The sequence below is a fragment of the Ochrobactrum sp. BTU1 genome, from assembly GCA_018798825.1.
GTDB lineage: Bacteria > Pseudomonadota > Alphaproteobacteria > Rhizobiales > Rhizobiaceae > Brucella.
Genome location: CP076355.1, coordinates 378,852 through 400,274, shown reverse-complemented (window position 1 = coordinate 400,274; position 21,423 = coordinate 378,852). Strand labels below are relative to the sequence as shown.

The following is a 21,423-nucleotide window of genomic DNA, read 5'->3' as shown; positions in this document are numbered from 1 at the left end:
GCAGAAAGTCATTTCATTATGCCAGACTCTGAGCATCCCCCGCTGGGCACGTCCAGCATACACAGGCTGCTTGCCGAAGCGGGGCTGCCCAACATCACGCACACTCCGGTCATGTCACTACAGGTTGAAAACCTTGAAAAGCGCTATGGTGAAACAATTGCGCTCACAAATGCCAATGTGATTTTCAGCCATGGGGTTCATACGATCCTAGGGGAGAACGGATCAGGCAAGAGCACGATGCTGAAAATATTGTCTGGCGTGGTCGCCCCCACGCATGGGCGTGTCGTTCTCAACGACAAAACCGTCTCGGCCAGATCGCCTGCAGATATGAAGGCACTGGGCCTTGCGACGGTTTTTCAGGAAGTGTTGATCGCTCCGCATCGTTCGGTGCTCGAGAATATCTTTCTCGGATTTGACGGGCTCATTACCCGTAAAGTCAGCAAATCAGTGCGCGAAAAGGCAGCCCATGCAGTTCTGTCAAAAATTGCACGCTTTCCGATCGACTTGCACGCAGCGGCGGGTAGCCTGTCACTTGCAGCGCAGCAGCTCGTTGTGATTGCGCGCGCCTTCATCAGCCGTCCTTCGATCCTGCTTCTCGATGAAGCAACAGCAGCGCTCGACTATGCAGATCGTGATCTCGTCTTTGAAACAATCGAAGATTATGCTGCATCCGGCAATATTGTGATCTTCATTTCGCACCGGCTGGAAGAAGTGAAACGCCTTTCCGATGAGGTCACGGTGCTGCGCAGTGGCCATGTTGTCGATACGCTCAAAAGGCAGCAGATAAACAGCCAGATCCTTCTGGAACTCATGGCGCCGGAGGCTCATCTCCATGTTGAATGATCAAATCATTCTTACCTATGAAAATCTCGTGCTTGCCCCGGGGCGCGAAGCGCTATCAGGCACCATCCGCGCAGGTGAGATTACCGGACTTGCAGGTCTTGAAGGCCATGGCCAAGAGCAGTTTCTGCTGGCGCTTGCAGGCTTCAATCAGCCTCGTCATTCAAAGGTAGAAATCGTCACCCGGTCCGGCGTGCAGAGTGCCTATAGCAATCATCACAATGCAGCCAGGTGCGGTGTGGTTTATTTACCGCGTGACCGGCGCGCGACCGGCATTTTCCCTGTGCTTTCCGTACTCGACAATTTTGGCATGCCTTCCATGCCACGTTTTTCATGGGGTGGCATTCTCAACCGCCGCAAACAGAAGGAAGAGCTGCAGCGCTATACCGAATTTCTATCTATCCGCTATCCGGCAATGGAAGCGCCGATCACGGCACTCAGCGGCGGCAATCAGCAAAAAGTGCTGCTCGCGCGGCTTTTGGCGCTCAAACCGCGTGTAATGCTGCTCAACGATCCGACACGCGGCGTTGATCTCAACACCCGCATGAAATTCTATGAAGCCTTCCGTAAACTCGCCCGTGAAGAAGGTATCGCGCTCGTCATCCTGTCGAGCGAAATCGAAGAAATCCTGCAAATCTGCGACAGCGTTTCAGTGTTCCGCGATTTTGAATGCTCAAAAACCATCGGCAAATCCGAAATGTCGATGTCGGGCGTCCTTGCAGCCATGTTCGGACAGGATGAGGTGGAGCTATGATCTTAACCGACAACAAAAGCGGCTTTCGGCGCATCTTCTGCGGCAGTCAGGAAACACGGCTCGCCGCAATCCTGTTCATCATTCTGCTTGTCATCAATATTGTGCTTAACCCGGTACGCTTTGCACCGTCAAACTGGGGCTCGGTGTTGGGGCTTGCGGCCCCGTTGCTGCTGACTTCGCTCGCAATTACCATCCCGTTTCTTGCCGGGCGCGGCTCGATTGACATTTCCGTTGGTCCGCTCGTGGGTTTGATCAATGTCATTCTCGTTCAGATACTGATCACAAAAGGCGGCATATCCTCGCCCTTCATCATTATCCCCGCAGCAATTGCACTCGGCATTCTAGCTGGCGCATTAAATGGCCTTCTGGCGGCGATCATCCGCATTCAGCCAATTGTTGCAACGCTTGGCACCTACTTGATCTTTGGCGGGCTGGCACTCACCATCCTGCCGTCCCCATCTGGCTCGGTGCCTGCATGGCTGTCATCTTTGGCGGGTCCATGGTCCATTCTGCCAGTGGGCGCTGCGGTTCTGATATGGATCGGTATCAAACGCCTGCCTTTCTATGAGGCGCTTATGGCCGTCGGCAGCGAGGATCGAGCCGCCTACACCGCTGGTGTCAATGTTCCTCTCGTACGCTTCATCGCTTACGTTCTGGCCGGATTATTTGCAGGACTGGCAGCATTGTCGCTCACAGCTCTCATTGGCTCGGGTGATCCGATCATCGGCCCCGGCTATACGCTGATAGCTATTGCTGCAATCGCCCTTGGCGGCGTTAGCCTCGCCGGCGGTGTTGGCGGATTAACCGCAGCATTTCTAGGTGCAGCATGTATTTTCCTGCTGCAAAGCATGTTGACGGCCTTCAACGTCTCGACCTTCGTGCTGCAGGCAGTCTATGGCGCAGTACTTGTTCTGGCTGTCTGCCTCAACTCCGAAAAACTCAAACTCTATTTCGGACGCAAGGTGGCACAGTCATGATTAAGGCACTGGCTACAAATCGCGCTCTGGTCGCCTTCATCGGGGTGGTGCTGGTGTTCTTCTTGGGGGCAGCCCTCATTCCGGGCTTTGCCAGCCTTTTCTCCATTCGCGCCATGCTGGTTCTGGCAGCACTACTTGCTATTGCAGCACTTGGTCAGACGCTGGTGATGATCCTTGGTGGCATCGACCTTTCCATTCCGTTTGTGATCGGCTTTGCCAATGTAGTCTTCGCCAGCCTCTATGGCGATGGAATGTCACCGCTCTTGGCCGGTATTATCGTGCTGACATCGGCGGGGCTGATCGGTGCGTTTTCCGGTGCATTATCGGCAGCGCTTTCCATCCACCCACTCATCGTCACGCTTGGTGTCGGAACGATGGTTCAAGCGAGCGTACAAATTTGGACACGCGGCTTGCCGACAGGTTCAGCACCCGCTTTCATCAATGATTTCGTGTCACTGGGTGGCAGCATCGGGCCTTTGCCATTCCCTTGGCTGATCCCGTTTACAATTTTGCTAACCCTTGGCACCGTCTTTGTGTTGCGTGGTACGATTTATGGCCGCAAGCTTTATGCGTTGGGTTCAAACATCAAAGCCGCCGAACTGGCACTGATCAGACCAGTTGCAATGTGGGCAATCACCTTTTGTCTGAGTGCCATGTTTGCGGCACTTACTGGCATTCTTCTGCTCGGCTTCACCGGCTCTTCAAGTGCGACAGTGGGCACGCCCTATCTTTTCCAAACGGTTTCTGCAGTCGTCATCGGCGGAACCGCGCTGATCGGCGGGCGCGGCGGGTTTGTCGGGACGGTGGCGGGTGCGATCATGCTGATGGAACTACGCACGTTTCTCATAGGCATGGGATTTTCGGATGCTATGGTGCAGTCGTCACTTGGTGTCCTCATCCTGCTTCTGGTCGCAGCCTATGGCCGTGATCGTCATATCCGCAACCTTATCTGAAGGAGAACCCGTTGGACGAGCGGCTTGCACGGACAATTGATGCCATCAAAGTTTCCGGTGCCGATTGGGGCATTTTCACCAGCCCCGATGGCATCGCCTACGCTTCAGGTCATATCGTGTCCATTGAAGCGGGACCATCACCCTTTGCGGGTGGACCTGTCATCGCACTGGTTAGCAAAAGCGGCGAATGCGGACTTGTCGTCACCAATCTCGAAGCAGACACGCCAAGCTGGGCACAGATCGTTCTCACATATGAAGGTTTTTCATATAAAGAGCCGACGGACATTTTTACGAACTATCTCAACGCCGCGCAGGATCTCTTTACCAAATTTGGTGTCGGCGGAGTAATTGCCATAGAGCAGAACAACTTCCCAATATCCTTGCTCCCACTTATCGACACATGCCGTCGTGTGTCGATTGACGATGCTTTCAAGCGCCAGCGCATGGTGAAAACAGCAACTGAGATCGCGCTATTGCGTGAGGCAGCGCTGACGGCTTCCGCCGGGCAACGCGCGTTTATTGAGCACAGTAAGGCTGGCCGCAGCGAGCTGGAAATATTTGCCGACATCAGGCTCGCCATGGAAAGCAGAGCCTCTGAACGCCTGCCACTTACCGGCGATTTCATATCCGGAAAAACCCGCTCATCACAATTCATGGGCTGGCCAACAAACCGCATCGTTGTTACCGGCGACCCGCTCATCTGCGATCTCGCACCGCGCGTCAAAGGCTATTGGGGCGACAGCTGCGCATCGGCAATGCTGGGCAAAACAACTGACGGGTTTGAGAAGCAGTTCAAGGCTGTAAAATCGGCGCTTGATCTGGCAATCGAAATCATCCGCCCAGGCCTTGGCATCGGTGAACTGGATCAAAAATTGCAGGCCCATATAGCAGCACATGGCTATGGCTATGCTCATCATTCCGGACATTCTATCGGCACATCTGTCCATGAATGGCCACGGCTTGTCAGTTATGAAACCGCGCGTTTCCGCAAAGACATGGTTGTGATGGTGGAACCCACCGCCTTCGATCCGGACACTGGCGGCGTGCGGCTCGAATTCATGCTGCATGTGACAGAAAATGGCTGCAAAGTGCTAACCGACTTCGAGCATCAAATGGTTATTTAGCCACTAGCCCTGATCTTGAGTTCGAAACCGACATCGACAATCGTGTTTGTCGATGTTTCACCACGCATGGCTTCAAGCAAAAGCTCACCCGCCTGCCGTCCGATTTCCGCGGAAGGTACGGCGACCGTCGTCAATGGCGGCAGCAGATGACGCGAAAGTTCAAAGTCGCCAAAGCCTGTAATCGCGAGGCGTTCTGGCACCTTGATACCAATGCGCTGCGTCTCCAAAAGCGCGCCGGAAGCTAGAATATCGCTTGAAAACATCACGGCATCGGCTTCCGGATATTGAGCCAGCGCCCGTCGCAGAAGATCGACACCCGAAGCCATGGCAATCGGCATTTCAGTTGCCACCGTGATGCGTGGCTTCTCATCCGGGAACTGTTGCTCCATTGCCGCTTTGAATGCGGCACGGCGTTCAGCAGCACGGCTGTCGCCTTTCCGAACCACACCAGCAAAAACAATATAGCGCCGACCCGTATTGATCAGATGACTGACCATCTCGGTGATGGCCGCCGTATTTGAAAATCCAACCAGCCGGTCAATCGGTTTGTCGGTAAAATCCCAGCCCTCAACGACAGGAATTTCCGCACGTTTGAGCAATGCAACGCTGCGCTTGCTATGGTGTGTACCAATCAGAAAAACCCCATCCGGACGCCGCCCGAGGAGGCTACGAATGATTTCTTCCTCGCGTTCCAGTCGGTAATCGGTATTGCCTAAAAATATCTGATAACCGGCCTGATGCAGAATGTCGGAAAAATGCTGGATCGTGTCAGCAAAAACAGATGCGGACAGGGTGGGTATAATCGCCGCAACCGTATTGCTTTTATGCGATGCAAGGTGGCTTGCCGCGAGATTATGAACGTAATGCGTCTTCTCGATTGCATCCTGAATAAGCTTTCGCTTTTCAGGCATCACGGAATCGGGAAAACGCAACGCGCGCGAAACGGTCTGCATGGAAACCCCTGCAGCCGCGGCCACATCCGCCATGGTCACGCCAGAACCTTTGCGGCGCTGTTTTCGCGGTGTTGAGGCTTCAACGCTCACAGATAGAACGGCCTGACACAGACGGGAGTGCAAATTTCGATGCGTTTGCCCGTATCGGTCAAATTTCCCGTCTCCTTGTTGATGGCGAAGATCGTAATGCAATCTCCGTTCTGGTTAGCGACCAGAAGCCAATTGCCATCCGGTGTCAGCGTAAAATTACGCGGTGTTGCACCACCCGTAAAGCTGTGACCGATCTCAACCAGGTTGCCATTCTTCTGATCCACACGAAATATTGTGATCGAGTCATGACCACGATTGGAACAATAAAGAAAGCGACCATCGGGTGAGAGGTGAATATCAGCGCAATGCGACTCAACATTCGCTGGCACTGTCGGCAAGGTCTGAACAAGGCGTATCTCATCGCCGTCACGCTCAATGAGCGAAACCGTGGAATTTAGTTCGTTGGAGACATAGACAAACCTGCTGTCGGGATGCTGGGCGATATGGCGAGGACCCGTACCGGGTGGCGTCGCAACACTGCTCACCCGCTTGAAACTGCCATCACTATCAAGACGATAGGCAATGACTTCATCGAGGCCAAGGTCGGCAGACAGGAACATGCCGCCTTCCGGTGTTTCAACCACGCAATGCGGGTGGCTGCGTTCTTGCCGGTCGACAACAGGCCCAATCTTGCCCTCGTGACGAACGCTATGTGCAACCGGCCCGAGGCTGCCGTCAGGCAACACTGGCAACGCAGCAAGCGACTGGTCAGGCCCGCCCGAGCCCATCGCATAATTGGCGACAAGCACAAACTTTCCGTCCATCGTCACGGTATTATGCGCAGTTATGCTGCCCTGGGCACTTTGCTTGTTGAGATAAACAAGCTCACTCTTTTCAGCATCAAAACGATAGGCACTGACCGTTCCCTCGTGCCAGCTGAACACTTCGGAATTTGCATAGATCACGCCTGTATCCGGCGCGACACTCAGGAATGTTGGATTGTCGACGGAAGATGTCGAGCATATATGCGACGCATCTCCTTTCGTCGTATCGAATGCATAGATGGAAAGGCCTTCACCACGCGCACCCTGAAAATAAGGTGCTTCGCGATTAAGCGATCCAACCGCCAGATAAAGCTTCCTCACGCATTCCTCCAATGCCAACTCTTTCCTTAATGCATTACCCATCCGCCATCGACATTCAAGGTCTGCCCGGTGATAAATCCTGCTTCATCAGAGGCAAGAAACATCAAAACCGCGGCAATATCCCGCGATGATCCGCGGCGCTTAACAGCCTGATGCTCAAGCACGAATTTCGTATAACCTTCCGGGTCGGGATGGATTTTCTCGGCGTCTGTTGGAAAAGCACCCGGCGAAATTGCATTGACGGTAATGCCATAAACGCCGAACTCGCGTGCCCAGGCGCGCGCAAGCCCTATGAGCGCCCCCTTTGATTGTACATAAGGCGAAAGCTGCGCCCAACCGCCATAAGCAGTTACGCTGGCTATATTGATAATACGACCCCAGCCCTTTTCCCGCATATGCTGCAGCGCTACCTGGACGCAGACAATACCCGCATCGACATTGATGTGCTGAACTTTCTGCATTTCCTCAAGCGTATAGTCTTCAAAAGATTTGGATGGATAAATCGCAGCATTGTTGATCACGATATCGAAGCCACCGGCCTCACGACTAATCGCTTCTAGTGCGGGGCGTAATGCCTGCAAATCCGACAGATCAAGCGCATGGATCGACAAGCCGCTTAAACCTTCGGCTGTGGCTTTTTCTTGCAGTTCATCAATCTTTTTCGGGTCGTGATCAATAGCCACCACCCGCGCACCAGCGCGTAGAAAATTCAAGCTGGTTTCAAGACCAAGCCCACCGGCAGCACCTGTATAGAGAATGGTTTTTCCTGCGACAGAAAACGGCGATGGTGCGGTCATGAGCGGCCCCCAATGGCAAGATGATTGCCAGATGGTGCGGGATAATCTTGGTCCGGCTGTTTAGCGATTGCAGCAATTCTGGCTTCGCTGGCAGCAATATCTGCAGCATCGCCCAGAATACGGAACGTACTGTTGTAGCGGCGCTCTTCACCATGTTCGAGCCAGATCAGCTCCCCACGTTCCCGCGCTCCACCATGCCCAAGCACATGATTTGTCGATGGTTCAATGCCAAGCGCATACTGCCCGGCTTGCAGGTTCTGCCACTCATACATGCAAGGGAACTGATCCTTGCGGGTAACGACTTCAAAACCGACACCAAGCTTGTCATTGACCAGCGCAACAGGCACTTCGCCAATGGCATCAGCGCCCATTTCATGCTGCCAAACCTGCTCATGAAAATTCATCTGCGGAGCAGGCAGCCTACGATAGCCGATGCCCTGCTTTTTGTAGTCTTCTCCGGCATGTGCCACCCATACCACATCCCTTATAGGCGCAAGATAACGTGAGCCTTCGGCCAAAACGGGATACCCAACATTAATGTGATAACAATACATATGCGGCGTGCGATAAAAGCCGCGATTGGTCACGCGATCCGTCAGCTTAATATCATTCGTGCCGGCCTTGATTTCGATGCGGCGTGTCAGTTCGAGGTGCTCACCGAACACGGTTCCTTGTGTGACGACACCCTCGCACCACAGATAACATTCGTCGCCTTCCCAGCGCTCACCATAGCCGGTCAGCTTTGCAGGAATAGTGCCAACACGGCCATGAATGGAGTGCGTGATCGTCTGACGCGGCTTGTAATTATAATGGTCCGCCGCCTCATCATACATGAAGAGGATATGGTCCAGACCGCATGTCACCATCAGGCCGGAGAAAGAACGCATCCAACCCAGGCCGCCCTCACCCTCATATTCATGCAGTCCCGGATGGCGGAAACCGGACGGGGAATGCCACCCGATGGCCATGCCACGATAGTCGCAATCGGCAATATCCAGCGCGCGATCAACCAGAACGGTAAAGCGCAAACCGGTGCCTGAACGAAACTCCAGCATTCTTATGCCGCGTTCCAATCCGTCTTCAAGCACCATCAGGCGAACGCCTGCAAATTGAGCAAAAGAGCCACTGCTCGCTGCGATGTCGCGCCGCGACTTCACCTCTCCATAAAGCTTCACCATTCTGGCACCTTCGAGCGCATTTCGAGCTGATTGATTCAGATCGGCGCTCTAACTCCTTGTTTAAACGCGCATATAGTTCCGAAAGCCGTTTCACACTTTTCGGGATGCTCTTTAAATGCTGAGGCGTGCAGCCATTACAGTCGAAGGCGGCCAGTGTTTAAACGCTTGTTTATAGCACTAGCCGCCCCACCCCGCCCAAGGTGGCATTAAAGTCCTTGCGCGCGCAGCTTTCCGTCGAGGAACTTCTTCGCGCGTGGTACGTCGGCCTCATCGAGATGTTCGATAATCATCGGAATATTCGGATGCTTTTGTGCAAGGCGCTTGAGGTAAAGGTCATAGTTCAGCGAACCAAGCCCCGGAGCCGGCAGTTCGATCTCACCAACGCCACGGAAAGTATGGCTCTCAAGGGCATCGGTATCACCGATATCAGCATGCTTTTCCGTCTTATCATCGCCTGAGCGCTTGACGTCCTTGGCATGACCGATCTTGATCTTATCGCTCAAAGTATCGAACACCTGGTTGAGAATTTCATCCATCCGGTCGATGTTGTGCGTCTCGAAATAATTGGTCGGATCCATCAGGAGGCCAAGGCCCGGATGATCGACCTGCGCAAACATTTTTACCGTTTCCTCGACCGAACCGACGACGTTGTTCACATAGGTTTCGAGCAGGAACATTGCACCGTGGTCGTAAGCAAACTGCGACAGATCAGCTATGACCTTGCGGCATTCTTCAAAACCTTCTTCGGTCTTGTTCTTCGGGTGATGAACCCAGTCGGATTCAGTATTATAAGTACCGGTTTCCGAAATCACATAAGGCGTGCCAAGATATTGTGCGTGGCGGATAATCTCTTTGAGATAGCCCACGCGACGCTCACGCTCTGCCTTGTCCGGATGAATGATGTTCGTATAACCGGAAATGCATGAAATCGGCAGATTATGATCGCGGAATGTCTCGCGAATTTTGACGCATTTGTCCTTGGTGATCTGCCCAGCACTCAGATCCATATCCTTGAAATGCATATCCAGCTGGACCGTATTGAAGTCGAGTGCGCGGATTTTTTTGGCCGTTTCCTCAAGCGAATAAGGGAAATAGCCGCTGAAAATACCCACCTGCATCATGATCGTAACCCTCCCTTTAAGATTCTTTGTTAATGCGCATCTTTCCCGAAAACCGCTTCGCTCTTTTCGGGATGCACTCGTTTAACTAATTGATATCTCGGACAATTTTACAGTGCGACCTTCATCGATCGATTTGTAGCCAGCCTCAATGAGTGCGACCGTCTTCACATTGTCCGCCACAGAAAGCGCCGGCGGCTCGCCAGACTGAATGGCGTATTGCAGCTGCTCCATCACACCGATAAAGGCGTGCGGGAACCACATGGTTTCCCATTTTGGGCTTACCCATTTGCCGTCTGTCGTCTTTTTGGAGGCATAAGTCAGCGTTGATGGCGAACCATCCGGCCAGCCAATCGTGCCCTGTGCCACACCATCCGTACCCTCGACCCGCCATTTAATGTAAATATCGCTGTCAAAGCCGTCCTCGCGCGGCCCCGACCAAACGTCTTCCATTGAAACAGCCATCACACCGCTCGGGAACATCAGCGTCGAAACGGTGATACCGTCCTTGTGTTCAAACTGAGTACGTGGGTCAGTGCGTGTCAGGGTGGTGATGGTGTCAGGCTCACCAAACAGGAAGCGCAGCACATCGAGATGATGCACGCTCATGTTAGACAGTGTCAGGCGGTCATAATCTTCCAGAAACCCCTGCCAATGTGGGATAGCACGCATCTCGATTGTCGCCATGACAGGCGCACCCAGCTCACCCTTATCGAGAATTTGCTTCAACACGCGCATCGACTGGTCGTAGCGCATGTTCTGATTGACCGAGAGGATCTTGCCACTTTTTGCTGCTTCATCGCGAAGCGCAATGGCCTCTTCAAGCGTCAGAGCCAGGGGCTTTTGGGCGAGAATGCCCTTGATATGTGGTTGTGCCAGCGCTTTGCGGATCAGCGCAGGCTGCTGATCCGGCGGATAAGCAATATCGATGATTTCGATAGCTTCGTCGCCAATCAGCGCTTCTGGCGTGTCATGCACGGCGGCTATACCCCAGCGCGTAGCGACCTCTTCGGCCTTTGCCTTGGTACGTGAGGCGATTGCCGTGACTGTAAAACCAGCGTCTTTATAGGCAGCAAGATGGCACTCGGCCATGATCATGCCTGCGCCTATACAGCCGATTTTGAAATCCCGAGCCCGCACCTGCGGATCAGGAACAAAGCCCCGCGCTTCGCTCATTGCACCCTCCCATTTATGCCTAAGCCCGCATATCGTCAAAAGATCGACAAACGGGCCGCCCTCATCCGAGGAAAATGCCAACCTCCATTGGCAGCTTGAGGATTAATGAAGACTCAATACGATCGTGTCAACATCATATAAGATCATTTTACATCATTTCACATCGAACTTAATCAAGTTACTGTTCATTCTTTTGAATTTCAGCGTTCATATATAAATTAATGATGTTTTTTGATGGGGCCATTTCGCATTAATGCCAATTTAATGAGGAAAACAGATGGCAGAGACACAAGAAGCCTTGCATCTTGCATAAATCGAAATACATCATTTCCCATCATTTTGGTTAGGAGTGTGATTTGCGTTCCACGGTGAGCGACATTGCCAGAACAGCGGGCGTTTCCAGCGCCACGGTTGATCGCGTATTGAACAACCGCGATGGCGTGAAAGAGCGCACGCGTGAAATCGTCCTCGAAGCCGCGCGCAATCTTGGCTATCTCCCTGGCAGCGCGCCGCTCAACGCAAATACCACCGAGCGCATCAAACTGGCTTTCGTTCTGCCAGCGGGCACAAACACCTTCATTGCCAATCTGCGCGACCAGATCGCGAGGCAAGCAGCCTTGAGGCCCGAGATCGAACTTAAAATCCACAGTGTCGAAGGTTTCAACCCTGATACGCTTGCGCGCACCCTTGACGATCTCAAGGGACAGTCACAAGGCGTTGGCGTGATCGCACTGGATCACCCAACCGTGCGCGAAGCCATGCGCGCCCTTGCCGAATCCGGCACCCGCATTGTCACCATCGCGTCCGACATTCTGCATGTGCCGCGCGTCGGCTATATCGGCATCGATAACCGTGCAGCTGGTCGCCTCGGCGGCTATATTCTCGGTCGCTTTCTTGGCCCACAGTCCCGAAACGAGATCGCGCTTTTCGCCGGATCACTTTCCTATCGCGGCCACGAAGAGCGCGAAATGGGCTTTCGTCGGGTCATTGCGGAAGAGTTTTCGCACTTGAATATCGTCGAACTTAACGAGATCGAAGACAGCCGCGAAAAGGCCTACTCAGAAACGAGAGCTTTGCTTAAACGTCACCCGAACCTTGCAGGCATCTATAATCTCGGCGCTGGTAATCAGGGCATCGGACAGGCGCTGATGGATTTGGGAAAATCGGATTCCGTTATTTTCATCGGCCACGAGCTAACCGAAAACACAAAGCGACTTCTGTTGAATGGCACAATGGATGCAGTCATTGACCAGAACCCGCGTGTTGAAGCACGGGAAGCACTTGCTTCCTTGATGAGCAGCATCAAGGGCGAACCATTCGACCAGCAGCCACCTCGGGTTCAGGTGATCTTCAGAGAGAACATTCCTGAGAATTGAAGCGCATCCCGAAAAAGCTATTTCGTATAAAGGGCGCGCGAACGCTCCAGGTGATTGAGCATTGCCGCCTCTGCACCATCCGCATCTCTTACGGCCAGCTTGTCTACAATCTCTTCATGCTCGACCAGCGTGTACTTTTCTTTACCCGTCCAGATCAGCATATGCGTGTGATATTCACGCAGCCAGGCAAGCATGGATTCGCTCACCGCGACAAAGATCGGATTGCCTGAAATCTTCGCGATACGGATGTGAAACTCCATATCGGCAGAAATGAATGCATCAGCGTCGCCCAGCGAATCCCGCTGTCGCTCGACGATGGTACGTAACTCCGCAATATCCTTGTCGGTTGCCTTGAGTGCCGCTTCGCGTGCAATGCCGCGTTCAAAAAAGATTCGCGCGCTTTTAAGATGCTCCAGCGTATCTATTGATTGCGCCAGCATGATCTTGGCTGTCGGATCGACCTGCTGCAAAATTGAACGCGCAGTCAGTTTGAGAACTTTAGCACGTTCACCATGCGAAATGCTGACAAGCCCCATTTTGGCAAGTGACTGCATCGCCTCGCGGATGGCCGGACGCCCAACTCCAAGGCGCTCCATCAACACGCGCTCAGAGGGCATTTCATCGCCGGGCGTCAATTCGCCAGAAGTAATCATGTTTTCGAGCCGGTCGAAAACTTCGTCGGATAGCTTACGGCGAACAATAGGTTCCATGGGCTTATTCATTGCATCTCACTGTTCATAAGCTTTCTCCCCTTATGCACCGTCGAGCGACCATATGAAAGCCGTTACCCACGCTCTCGTGAACAGGCTAACAATTTTCCGCTTGCAGATATTGGAATACTCATTATACCAGTTCGCACTCAGAGCCAAGCGCTTCAGTCGCATCTCGGAAAGTGAGGAGATACTTTCTGGCAAATGCGGGAAATAAGCTGCCAGAGACTCTCTGGCATGGGTGGAACACGAGAAGCGAGCGACAAACAATCCGATGAATATTTGTCTGACCTATCGCATTGAGACAACCGGCAGCATTGAAAAGATGGCCGCCAAGATCGCCAGCGATCAGTCGACCGGCACTTTTGTCGCCCTGCCCGGTGAAACAGAAGAGCTCAAAGCCCGCGTTGCAGCGCGCGTCTTGGAAATCCGTCCGCTTGAAGATGCGACAGTTCCAGCGTGGCCAGAACTCGAACCTGGTCACGGCCCAATCAAGCGCGCCGATGTGGATATTGCTTTTCCGCTCGATGCGATCGGTACTGATCTTGCAGCACTGATGACGATTGCCGTTGGCGGTGTTTACTCGATTAAGGGCATGACGGGCATCCGCGTCGTTGATATGAAACTACCGGAAGCATTCAAAAGCGCGCATCCCGGCCCGCAGTTCGGCATTGCTGGAAGCCGTCGGCTGGCGAGCGTTGAAAGGCGCCCGATCATTGGCACCATCGTTAAACCTGCACTTGGCCTACGTCCGCATGAAACAGCAGAACTCGTTGGCGAATTGATCGAATCCGGCGTCGATTTCATCAAGGATGATGAAAAGCTTATGAGCCCGGCCTACTCGCCGCTCAAAGAGCGCATCGCCGCCATCATGCCACTTATTCTCAATCATGAGCAAAAGACCGGCAAAAAGGTCATGTATGCATTCGGCATTTCACACGCCGATCCTGACGAGATGATGCGCAACCATGACATGGTGCTCGAGGCGGGTGGAAATTGCGCCGTGGTCAACATCAATTCGGTCGGCTTTGGCGGCATGAGCTTCTTGCGGAAGCGCTCCGGCCTCGTGCTTCACGCTCATCGCAATGGCTGGGATATTTTGACCCGCAATCCGGGCGCAGGCATGGATTTCCGTGTTTATCAGCAGTTCTGGCGCCTACTTGGCGTCGATCAGTTCCAAATAAACGGTATTCGCGTGAAATATTGGGAACCAGACGAAAGCTTCGTCAATTCGTTCAAAGCCGTCAGCACGCCACTTTTCGACCCAGCTGATTGCCCGCTTCCTGTTGCTGGTTCTGGCCAGTGGGGCGGACAGGCACCTGAAACCTATGAGCGCACAGGTCGCATCACGGACCTGCTTTATCTTTGCGGCGGCGGCATTGTCAGCCACCCGGGCGGCCCGGCAGCTGGTGTTCGCGCCGTACAACAGGCATGGGAAGCAGCAGTCGCTGGAATCCCACTTGAAACCTATGCTGCAGAGCATCCTGAACTCGCAGCTTCGCTCGCTAAATTCGGCTCCCCTAATTCAAATGGAGGAGGCGAATAATGAACAAGGCTTCCAACGAATTGCTGCTGTCTTACTACGGTGACGACCTTACCGGCTCGACCGATGTTATGGAAGCCATGGCTTCCAACGGCGTTGACACTGTGCTGTTTATGAATGTGCCGGACGAAGAGCTTCTTTCGCGCTTTTCGCACTGCAAGGCTATCGGTCTTGCAGGAACAAGCCGCAGCGAAACGCCGGAATGGATGCAGGAAAATCTCACGCCTGCATTCAACTGGCTCAAAAGCCTGAATGCTTCAATTGCCCATTATAAGGTCTGCTCGACATTCGATTCCGCACCTCAGGTTGGCAATATCGGTAAGGCGGTTGAAATCGGCAAAGCGATCTTCAATCAAGCCTATGTGCCGTTGATTGTCGGCGCACCGCAACTCAAGCGCTATACCGCTTTTGGCAATCTGTTTGCCGCCTATCAGGGCGAAGTCTATCGTATCGACCGCCATCCGGTCATGAGCCGCCATCCTGTCACGCCAATGCACGAAGCTGACCTGCGCGAGCATCTGGATAAGCAGACCGCACTGAAAACCGTGCTTGCTGATCTCGTAGCGCTTTCATCCGCCGATGCAGATGAGCGTGTAAATGTGATTGTCAAAGATGCTGACGGCATGTTGTTGCTTGACGTCGACAGCCACGAAAGCCAGCTGCAAGCAGGCCAACAGCTTTGGCGTCTGCGCCATGATATGGGCTGGTTCGTTGCCGGCTCGTCCGGCGTCGAGTATGCGCTTCTGGCCGCCTGGGCCAAGGCCGGACTGATCGGTGCAAAAAAAGAGTTTCCGCTTCCAGGCAAGGCTGACCGCATCGCGGTCGTTTCGGGCAGTGTTTCGCCGACCACCGAACGCCAGATCCGCCACGCGACCGCATCGGGCTTCACCGGGATTAATCTTAACCCGCTCGATCTTCTCGGCGAAAACGGAAATCAGGCAATCGAAGCTGCCATTGCTGACGGCCAGAAGGCGCTCCAGCAGGGCAACAGCGTTATCCTCAACACCGCCCTTGGTCCGTCGGCTGATCGCGGCACAGAAATTGATAGGATCGCAGGCAGCCGCCACAAGCTGGCCCGCAGCCTCGGCTTCATCCTCCGCAGTCTTGTCGAGCGCGAACAGCTCACCCGCGCAGTGATTGCAGGCGGTGACACTTCCAGCCACGCATTGCGTGAACTGCATGTTGATGCATTAACCACGCTTTTGCCGCTTCCACAAACACCGGGGTCGCCGCTTTGCACGGCGCACGGCGCGCATGCCGCCACCAACGGCCTCCAGATTGCTCTCAAGGGCGGTCAGGTCGGTTCTGACGGGTACTTCAGCCAGATTCGTGATGGCTTGACTTCTTGAATCTGGAATACTCATTGACTGGTTATACCAGTTAAGCTACCAAAACTACGGGAAGGAAATACAATCATGACAGCTATTGCTCTGTTCGGCGCAGGCGGCAAGATGGGTTACCGTCTGGCCAAGAACCTCAAGGGTTCGCGCTTCGACGTGCGCCACATCGAAGTCAGCGACGCAGGCAAGGCACGCCTGAAGAACGAACTCGACATAGACACCATCGATGCAGATGCAGGTCTCGAAGGCGCCGAAGTCGTCATTCTGGCTGTGCCGGACACCATCATCGGTAAGGTTGCTGCAGGCATCGTTGATAAGCTGAAGCCAGGCACCATGGTTATTGCGCTCGACGCAGCTGCTCCATTTGCTGGCCATCTACCAGAACGCGCGGACCTCACCTATTTTGTAACCCATCCTTGCCATCCGCCGATCTTCAACGATGAAACGGACATGCAGGCAAAGAAGGACCACTTCGGCGGTCTGTTTGCAAAGCAGCACATCGTTTCTGCACTGATGCAGGGTCCTGAAGAATCCTATGCGCTTGGTGAAGAAATCGCCAAGGTCATCTGGGCACCAGTCATGCGTTCGCACCGCGTAACCGTTGAACAGCTCGCAATCCTCGAGCCTGGTCTTTCGGAAACAGTTTGCGCGTCGCTTCTGGTTGTCATGAAGCAGGCCATGGACGAATGCGTCCGTCGCGGCGTCCCTGAAGAAGCCGCACGCGACTTCCTGCTCGGCCACATGAATGTTCTCGGCGCCGTCATTTTTGGCGAAGTCCAGGGCGTATTCTCCGATGCCTGCAACAAGGCAATCGAATTCGGTATTCCTGCGCTGATGCGCGACGACTGGAAGAACGTTTTCGAACCGGAAGAAATCGCAGAAAGCATCCGTCGCATTACGTGACATCAGTTGGGGGCGCAACCCGCCCCCTTTTTTCGCCCTTTTGGGAAACGGGGCTTATTGGGAGGTCTACATGAAGTTTACACGCAGGAAAATCGCACGCGGTTTTGCGATTGCAGCCGTCTCGGCAACATTGGCAGGCAGCGTAGTCATGCCGGCATGGGCTGCTGATCTGATCGCGATCATCACGCCATCGCACGACAATCCATTCTACAAGGCTGAAGCCGTCGGCGCTGAAGCCAAAGCCAAGGAACTTGGCTACGATACGCTGATCCTTCAGCATGATGACGATGCGACCAAGCAGTCGCAGCTCGTCGATACCGCCATCGGCCGTGGCGCAAAGGCTATCATCCTCGACAATGCTGGCTCAGAAGCATCGATTGCCGCCGTTCAGAAAGCAAAAGACGCGAAGATCCCGTCATTCCTGATTGACCGTGAAATCAACGCCTCGGGTGTTGCTGTTTCGCAGATCGTATCCAACAATTATCAGGGCGCTCAGCTCGGCGCTGAAGAATTCGTCAAGCTGATGGGCGAAGCTGGCAACTATGTCGAGTTGCTCGGTCGCGAATCTGATCTCAATGCTGGCACCCGTTCGAAGGGCTATCACGACGTCATCGACGAATATCCAGACATGAAGATGGTTGCGCAACAGTCTGCAAACTGGAGCCAGACTGAAGCTTTCACTAAGATGCAGAGCATTTTGCAGGCAAATCCTGACATCAAGGGCGTGATTTCCGGCAATGACACCATGGCGATGGGCGCATGGGCAGCGCTTGAAGCTGCAGGTCGCAAGGACGTGATCGTTGTCGGCTTTGACGGCTCCAATGATGTTCGCGACTCCATCAAGGCTGGCGGCATCAAGGCAACTGTTCTTCAGCCAGCCTATGCTCAGGCACAGATGGCTGTCGTACAGGCTGACGAATATATCAAGACCGGTAAGGGACCTGCTGAAGAAAAGCAGCTGATGGACTGCGTCCTCATCAATCCTGACAATGCAGACAAGCTCGAAACCTTCGCTTTGAAGGACTAACTCCCAAGGCTTGCGAAATCGGGAGCGCCAACAAGTGTTAGCGCTCCCGAAATACACCCCTAAAGTGCGTTGTGTTTTCCACAACGAGGCGACGCGCCTTAGGTCTTTGTTTTCACGCATGTCATTCGCATAAGCCCGGTGCCTATTTTTTCGCGACATGCTTTGATACCGAGGATAAATTCATGTCAGTGCTGAAGTCAGCTTCCTTTATCCTGCTGGCCTGCGGTGTCGCGCTTTCGGGCTGCAAGATCATCAAGACTCCGACAGCAGAAGAAGCCGCAGAAGCACGCGGCGATAATTTCAATCCCGACCGTTCGGTTGCCGACATCTGGGATTCAAAAGTGAAACCGTTTTTTGTTGAGAAAACCTCAACACTCGATGAAGTGATGCAGGCAGCAAGCTCAGATGCAGATGCCGCAGGAGCGAAATACGGTCATCGCGAAAAACAGGGGAATGCACCTTGGACTTTTGCTGCCAAGCTTGAAGGTACGGTGGTCGCCGCAGAAACGAAATCACGCGCAGCCTATGTTGATGTTGACAGCAATGGCGACGGCAAGGCCGATGCACGTGTGCAGATCGGGCCGACCGTTCGCGGCAGCGCAATCCGCGACAGCCTTTCCTTTGTGAACTTCAACGAGTTTCGCAATCAGATCGACTGGGCACAGTTTGGCAAGGCGTTTAACACCCGCGTCAATGACGATGTTCTCTCAAAGCTCCCACGCGAAGATTTGGTTGGAATGAAGGTGAAAGCCGAAGGTGCCTTCCCGTTGCCATCGAAGGGCCAACTTCCGCTTGTCACGCCTGTTTCTATCTCTTTGGAGAAATAAGCGATGGAGACGGAATTAAACCCAAAGGACGATATCGTTCTCAAGCTTGAGGATGTTTCCAAGGTCTATTCGGGGATTGTCGCGGTCAAGCGCGCCAACCTTGAATTGCGCCGTGGTTCGGTCAATGTGCTTGTCGGCGAAAACGGTGCTGGCAAGTCAACGCTGATGAAGATCATCGCGGGCGTTGAGCGTCCGACAATGGGCAAGATCATCCTCGACGGCGAGGACGTGTCATTCGCCAGCCCCGCCGACGCGCAGAAGCGCGGCATTGCGATGATCTTTCAGGAACTTAACCTATTTGCAAACATGACGGTGGCAGAGAACATCTTTGCCACACGCGAGATCACACGCGGTTTGCGCGGCATTGATCACAAGGCGCAGGTCGTCAAGGCCAATGAATATCTCGACCGTCTTGACGCAGGTATCAGTGCAAATACGCTCGTCGCGGATCTTCCGATCGGTCAGCAGCAGCTTGTCGAAATCGCCAAGGCGATTTCGCTCGATGCACGGATCGTCATCATGGATGAACCGACATCTGCCCTTTCTGCAGCCGAAGTTGACATTCTATTCAAGGTGATCGCGGAGCTGAAGAAGAAGGGCGTAGCAATCGTGTATATCTCGCATCGTCTCGAAGAACTGATGCGGCTTGGCGATCACATCACGGTTCTGCGTGACGGAAAAATCACCGGCCAGGAAGAGATCAAGAATATCGATACGCAATGGATCGTGCGTTCGATGATCGGCTCCGATGCAAAGGATTTTGCTAAGCCTGTGACCCACACGATTGGCCCCGAAAGATTTCGCGCTGAAAACATCACTCTCCCGCGTGCGACTGGCGGCCTTGCCGTTGATAACGTCTCGCTTACTGTGCGCGCTGGCGAAGTTCTGGGGATTTACGGCCTTATGGGCGCCGGGCGTTCCGAGTTTTTCGAATGTGTGATGGGCCAACATGGGCATTCCACCGGCCATATCTATATCGATGGCGAGGAAGTGAAGGAGCGCGATACGACCCGTCGCATCCGGCGTGGTCTCGCCCTCATACCAGAAGATCGCCAGCGTGAAGGCCTAGTGCAGATTTTGTCGATTGCCAGCAATCTGACACTGGCGAGCCTCGACCGTCTGGCTCGTTTCTTCCACATCACGTCAAAGCGTGAAAAGCAGGCCATTCAACAGGCCATCAAAGACCTTTCGATCAAAGCACCGAATCCAGAATTCGAAGTCACTTCGATGTCTGGTGGCAATCAGCAGAAGGTCGTCATCGGCAAGGCACTGATGACCAATCCAAAAGTTCTTTTAATGGATGAGCCATCGCGCGGGATCGATGTGGGTGCGAAGGCGGATGTCTTTCGCACAATGCGCAGGCTCGCTGCCGAGGGGCTTTCTATTCTCTTTTCAACCTCTGATCTGGAAGAAGTCATGGCGCTCTCTGATCGCATCGCGGTGCTCAGCAATGGGAAGCTGATTGCCATATTCGATCGCGATAAGGCGACGGAAGCCGACATCATCACGGCGTCGGCCAAGGGCCACGGACACACACATGACAACGACCACAACAAACAACCAAAGGAACTCGCGTCATGACAGCCAACACGACGACGGCCGCCACTGACTCAGCCTTTAACAGCGGCTCGGCCCTGCTGACGCTAATGAAACTGAGAACCTTCATCGCGCTTTTTGCAGTGTTCATCTTTTTCTCGTTTGCAGCGCCGAACTTCCTATCAGCAGCCAACCTGATCCTAATGTCGAAGCACGTTGCGCTTAACGCATTTCTTGCGATGGGCATGACCTTCGTCATCATCACAGGCGGCATCGACCTTTCCGTCGGCTCCATTGTCGGGCTCTGCGGCATGGTTGCCGGAGGACTTCTGATCTACGGTATCGATCTTGGCATCGGTTATACTATCTATTTCAACATCATCGAAATCTCGCTGATCACATTGGCTGTCGGTGTAGCAGTCGGCTTCATAAACGGGCTATTGATAACCAAACTGAATGTTGCGCCCTTCATCGCGACACTCGGAACGCTCTATGTAGCGCGTGGTCTGGCACTACTGTCCTCGGACGGCCAGACCTTCCCGAACCTTGTAGGACGCGAAGACCTAGGCACAACTGGTTTCGCGTTTCTCGGATCTGGCAGCATTCTCGGTCTTCCGGTATCAATCTGGATTCTGATCGTCGTTGCATTGGCTGCGGCGTATATCGCGCGATACACGCCGCTTGGTCGCCAGATTTTCGCCGTCGGTGGCAATGAACGTGCGGCACGCATGTCGGGTATCCGTGTCGACCGCGTAAAAATGTTCGTTTATATGTTTTCGGGCTTCTGTGCTGCGATCGCCGGGCTTATCATCTCGTCCGAACTGATGTCGTCGCATCCAGCAACCGGCAACTCGTTCGAGCTGAATGCCATTGCAGCAGCCGTGCTCGGTGGCACCTCAATGTCAGGCGGACGCGGCACCATTGGCGGCACAATCATCGGTGCTTTTGTCATAGGTATTCTCTCCGACGGTCTGGTCATGATGGGCGTATCGTCCTTCTGGCAAATGGTCATCAAGGGCCTTGTAATCATCATTGCCGTGGTGGTTGATCAGGCACAGCGCCGCCTCCAGCAGCGCGTTACACTCATGCAAATGGCAAAAGCAGGATAAAGGCTCA

20 protein-coding genes are annotated in these 21,423 nt (G+C 53.8%); 13 read left to right on the top strand and 7 right to left on the bottom strand.

Annotation, left to right across the window (positions count from 1 at the left end; all coding sequences use genetic code 11):
- Nucleotides 1-18: 18 nt before the first annotated feature.
- Genes KMS41_13185 through KMS41_13165 form a run of 5 tightly spaced genes read left to right on the top strand, consistent with a single transcriptional unit; the run spans nt 19 to nt 4,648 of the window.
- Nucleotides 19-843 (top strand): ATP-binding cassette domain-containing protein, encoded by an 825-nt coding sequence (locus KMS41_13185; GenBank protein ID QWK79873.1) that lies wholly within the window; start codon nt 19-21, stop codon nt 841-843.
- Complete coding sequence (locus KMS41_13180; GenBank protein QWK79872.1) at nt 833-1,594, top strand: ATP-binding cassette domain-containing protein; 762 nt, start codon at nt 833-835, stop codon at nt 1,592-1,594. Before KMS41_13185 ends, KMS41_13180 begins: the two co-directional genes overlap by 11 nt.
- The gene (locus KMS41_13175) at nt 1,591-2,571 is read left to right on the top strand and encodes an ABC transporter permease (GenBank protein QWK79871.1); all 981 of its coding nucleotides are present in this window, start codon (nt 1,591-1,593) and stop codon (nt 2,569-2,571) included. The genes KMS41_13180 and KMS41_13175 overlap by 4 nt, the downstream gene beginning before the upstream one ends.
- Entirely contained in the window at nt 2,568-3,524 is a 957-nt protein-coding gene (locus tag KMS41_13170; protein ID QWK79870.1) for an ABC transporter permease, read from the top strand. Before KMS41_13175 ends, KMS41_13170 begins: the two co-directional genes overlap by 4 nt.
- A gap of 11 nt (nt 3,525-3,535) precedes the next feature.
- The gene (locus tag KMS41_13165; protein ID QWK79869.1) at nt 3,536-4,648 is read left to right on the top strand and encodes a Xaa-Pro peptidase family protein; all 1,113 of its coding nucleotides are present in this window, start codon (nt 3,536-3,538) and stop codon (nt 4,646-4,648) included.
- Here KMS41_13165 and KMS41_13160 read toward each other — a convergent pair.
- The 6 genes from KMS41_13160 to KMS41_13135 all read right to left on the bottom strand — a co-directional run bounded on the left by KMS41_13160 (nt 4,645) and on the right by KMS41_13135 (nt 11,045).
- Entirely contained in the window at nt 4,645-5,691 is a 1,047-nt protein-coding gene (locus tag KMS41_13160) for a LacI family DNA-binding transcriptional regulator (GenBank protein ID QWK79868.1), read from the bottom strand. The two genes, KMS41_13165 and KMS41_13160, sit on opposite strands and share 4 nt — an antisense overlap.
- On the bottom strand, nt 5,688-6,776 hold the full coding sequence (locus KMS41_13155) for a lactonase family protein (GenBank protein QWK79867.1): 1,089 nt from the start codon (nt 6,774-6,776) through the stop codon (nt 5,688-5,690). The genes KMS41_13160 and KMS41_13155 overlap by 4 nt, the downstream gene beginning before the upstream one ends.
- A 26-nt stretch (nt 6,777-6,802) precedes the next feature.
- Nucleotides 6,803-7,573, bottom strand: coding sequence for an SDR family oxidoreductase (locus KMS41_13150; protein ID QWK79866.1), 771 nt, complete (start codon nt 7,571-7,573; stop codon nt 6,803-6,805).
- On the bottom strand, nt 7,570-8,751 hold the full coding sequence (locus tag KMS41_13145; protein ID QWK79865.1) for an aldose 1-epimerase family protein: 1,182 nt from the start codon (nt 8,749-8,751) through the stop codon (nt 7,570-7,572). The genes KMS41_13150 and KMS41_13145 overlap by 4 nt, the downstream gene beginning before the upstream one ends.
- 206 nt (nt 8,752-8,957) lie before the next feature.
- On the bottom strand, nt 8,958-9,872 hold the full coding sequence (locus tag KMS41_13140) for a sugar phosphate isomerase/epimerase (protein ID QWK79864.1): 915 nt from the start codon (nt 9,870-9,872) through the stop codon (nt 8,958-8,960).
- A gap of 81 nt (nt 9,873-9,953) precedes the next feature.
- On the bottom strand, nt 9,954-11,045 hold the full coding sequence (locus KMS41_13135) for a Gfo/Idh/MocA family oxidoreductase (protein ID QWK79863.1): 1,092 nt from the start codon (nt 11,043-11,045) through the stop codon (nt 9,954-9,956).
- A gap of 356 nt (nt 11,046-11,401) precedes the next feature.
- Between KMS41_13135 and KMS41_13130 the strand changes: the two genes are divergently transcribed.
- Nucleotides 11,402-12,421 carry a LacI family DNA-binding transcriptional regulator gene (locus tag KMS41_13130; GenBank protein QWK79862.1) on the top strand — a complete coding sequence of 340 codons (1,020 nt, stop codon included), beginning with the start codon at nt 11,402-11,404 and terminating at the stop codon, nt 12,419-12,421.
- 17 nt (nt 12,422-12,438) lie between these two features.
- Here KMS41_13130 and KMS41_13125 read toward each other — a convergent pair whose 3' ends face one another.
- Nucleotides 12,439-13,143 (bottom strand): transcriptional regulator NanR, encoded by a 705-nt coding sequence (locus tag KMS41_13125; protein ID QWK79861.1) that lies wholly within the window; start codon nt 13,141-13,143, stop codon nt 12,439-12,441.
- A 262-nt stretch (nt 13,144-13,405) separates the two neighbouring features.
- Here KMS41_13125 and KMS41_13120 point away from each other — a divergent pair, with 262 nt between their 5' ends.
- From KMS41_13120 to KMS41_13090, 7 genes are all read left to right on the top strand, one after another.
- Nucleotides 13,406-14,677, top strand: coding sequence for a ribulose-bisphosphate carboxylase large subunit family protein (locus KMS41_13120; GenBank protein QWK79860.1), 1,272 nt, complete (start codon nt 13,406-13,408; stop codon nt 14,675-14,677).
- Complete coding sequence (locus KMS41_13115; GenBank protein QWK79859.1) at nt 14,677-16,023, top strand: four-carbon acid sugar kinase family protein; 1,347 nt, start codon at nt 14,677-14,679, stop codon at nt 16,021-16,023. The genes KMS41_13120 and KMS41_13115 overlap by 1 nt, the downstream gene beginning before the upstream one ends.
- 66 nt (nt 16,024-16,089) lie before the next feature.
- Complete coding sequence (locus KMS41_13110; protein ID QWK79858.1) at nt 16,090-16,917, top strand: semialdehyde dehydrogenase; 828 nt, start codon at nt 16,090-16,092, stop codon at nt 16,915-16,917.
- Nucleotides 16,918-16,987: 70 nt separating this feature from the next.
- Nucleotides 16,988-17,944, top strand: coding sequence for a D-ribose ABC transporter substrate-binding protein (locus tag KMS41_13105; protein QWK79857.1), 957 nt, complete (start codon nt 16,988-16,990; stop codon nt 17,942-17,944).
- A 182-nt stretch (nt 17,945-18,126) separates the two neighbouring features.
- Nucleotides 18,127-18,771 carry a DUF2291 family protein gene (locus KMS41_13100; protein ID QWK79856.1) on the top strand — a complete coding sequence of 215 codons (645 nt, stop codon included), beginning with the start codon at nt 18,127-18,129 and terminating at the stop codon, nt 18,769-18,771.
- A gap of 3 nt (nt 18,772-18,774) precedes the next feature.
- Nucleotides 18,775-20,352, top strand: coding sequence for a sugar ABC transporter ATP-binding protein (locus tag KMS41_13095; protein QWK79855.1), 1,578 nt, complete (start codon nt 18,775-18,777; stop codon nt 20,350-20,352).
- Nucleotides 20,349-21,416 carry an ABC transporter permease gene (locus tag KMS41_13090; GenBank protein ID QWK79854.1) on the top strand — a complete coding sequence of 356 codons (1,068 nt, stop codon included), beginning with the start codon at nt 20,349-20,351 and terminating at the stop codon, nt 21,414-21,416. Before KMS41_13095 ends, KMS41_13090 begins: the two co-directional genes overlap by 4 nt.
- The last annotated feature ends 7 nt before the right edge of the window (nt 21,417-21,423 follow it).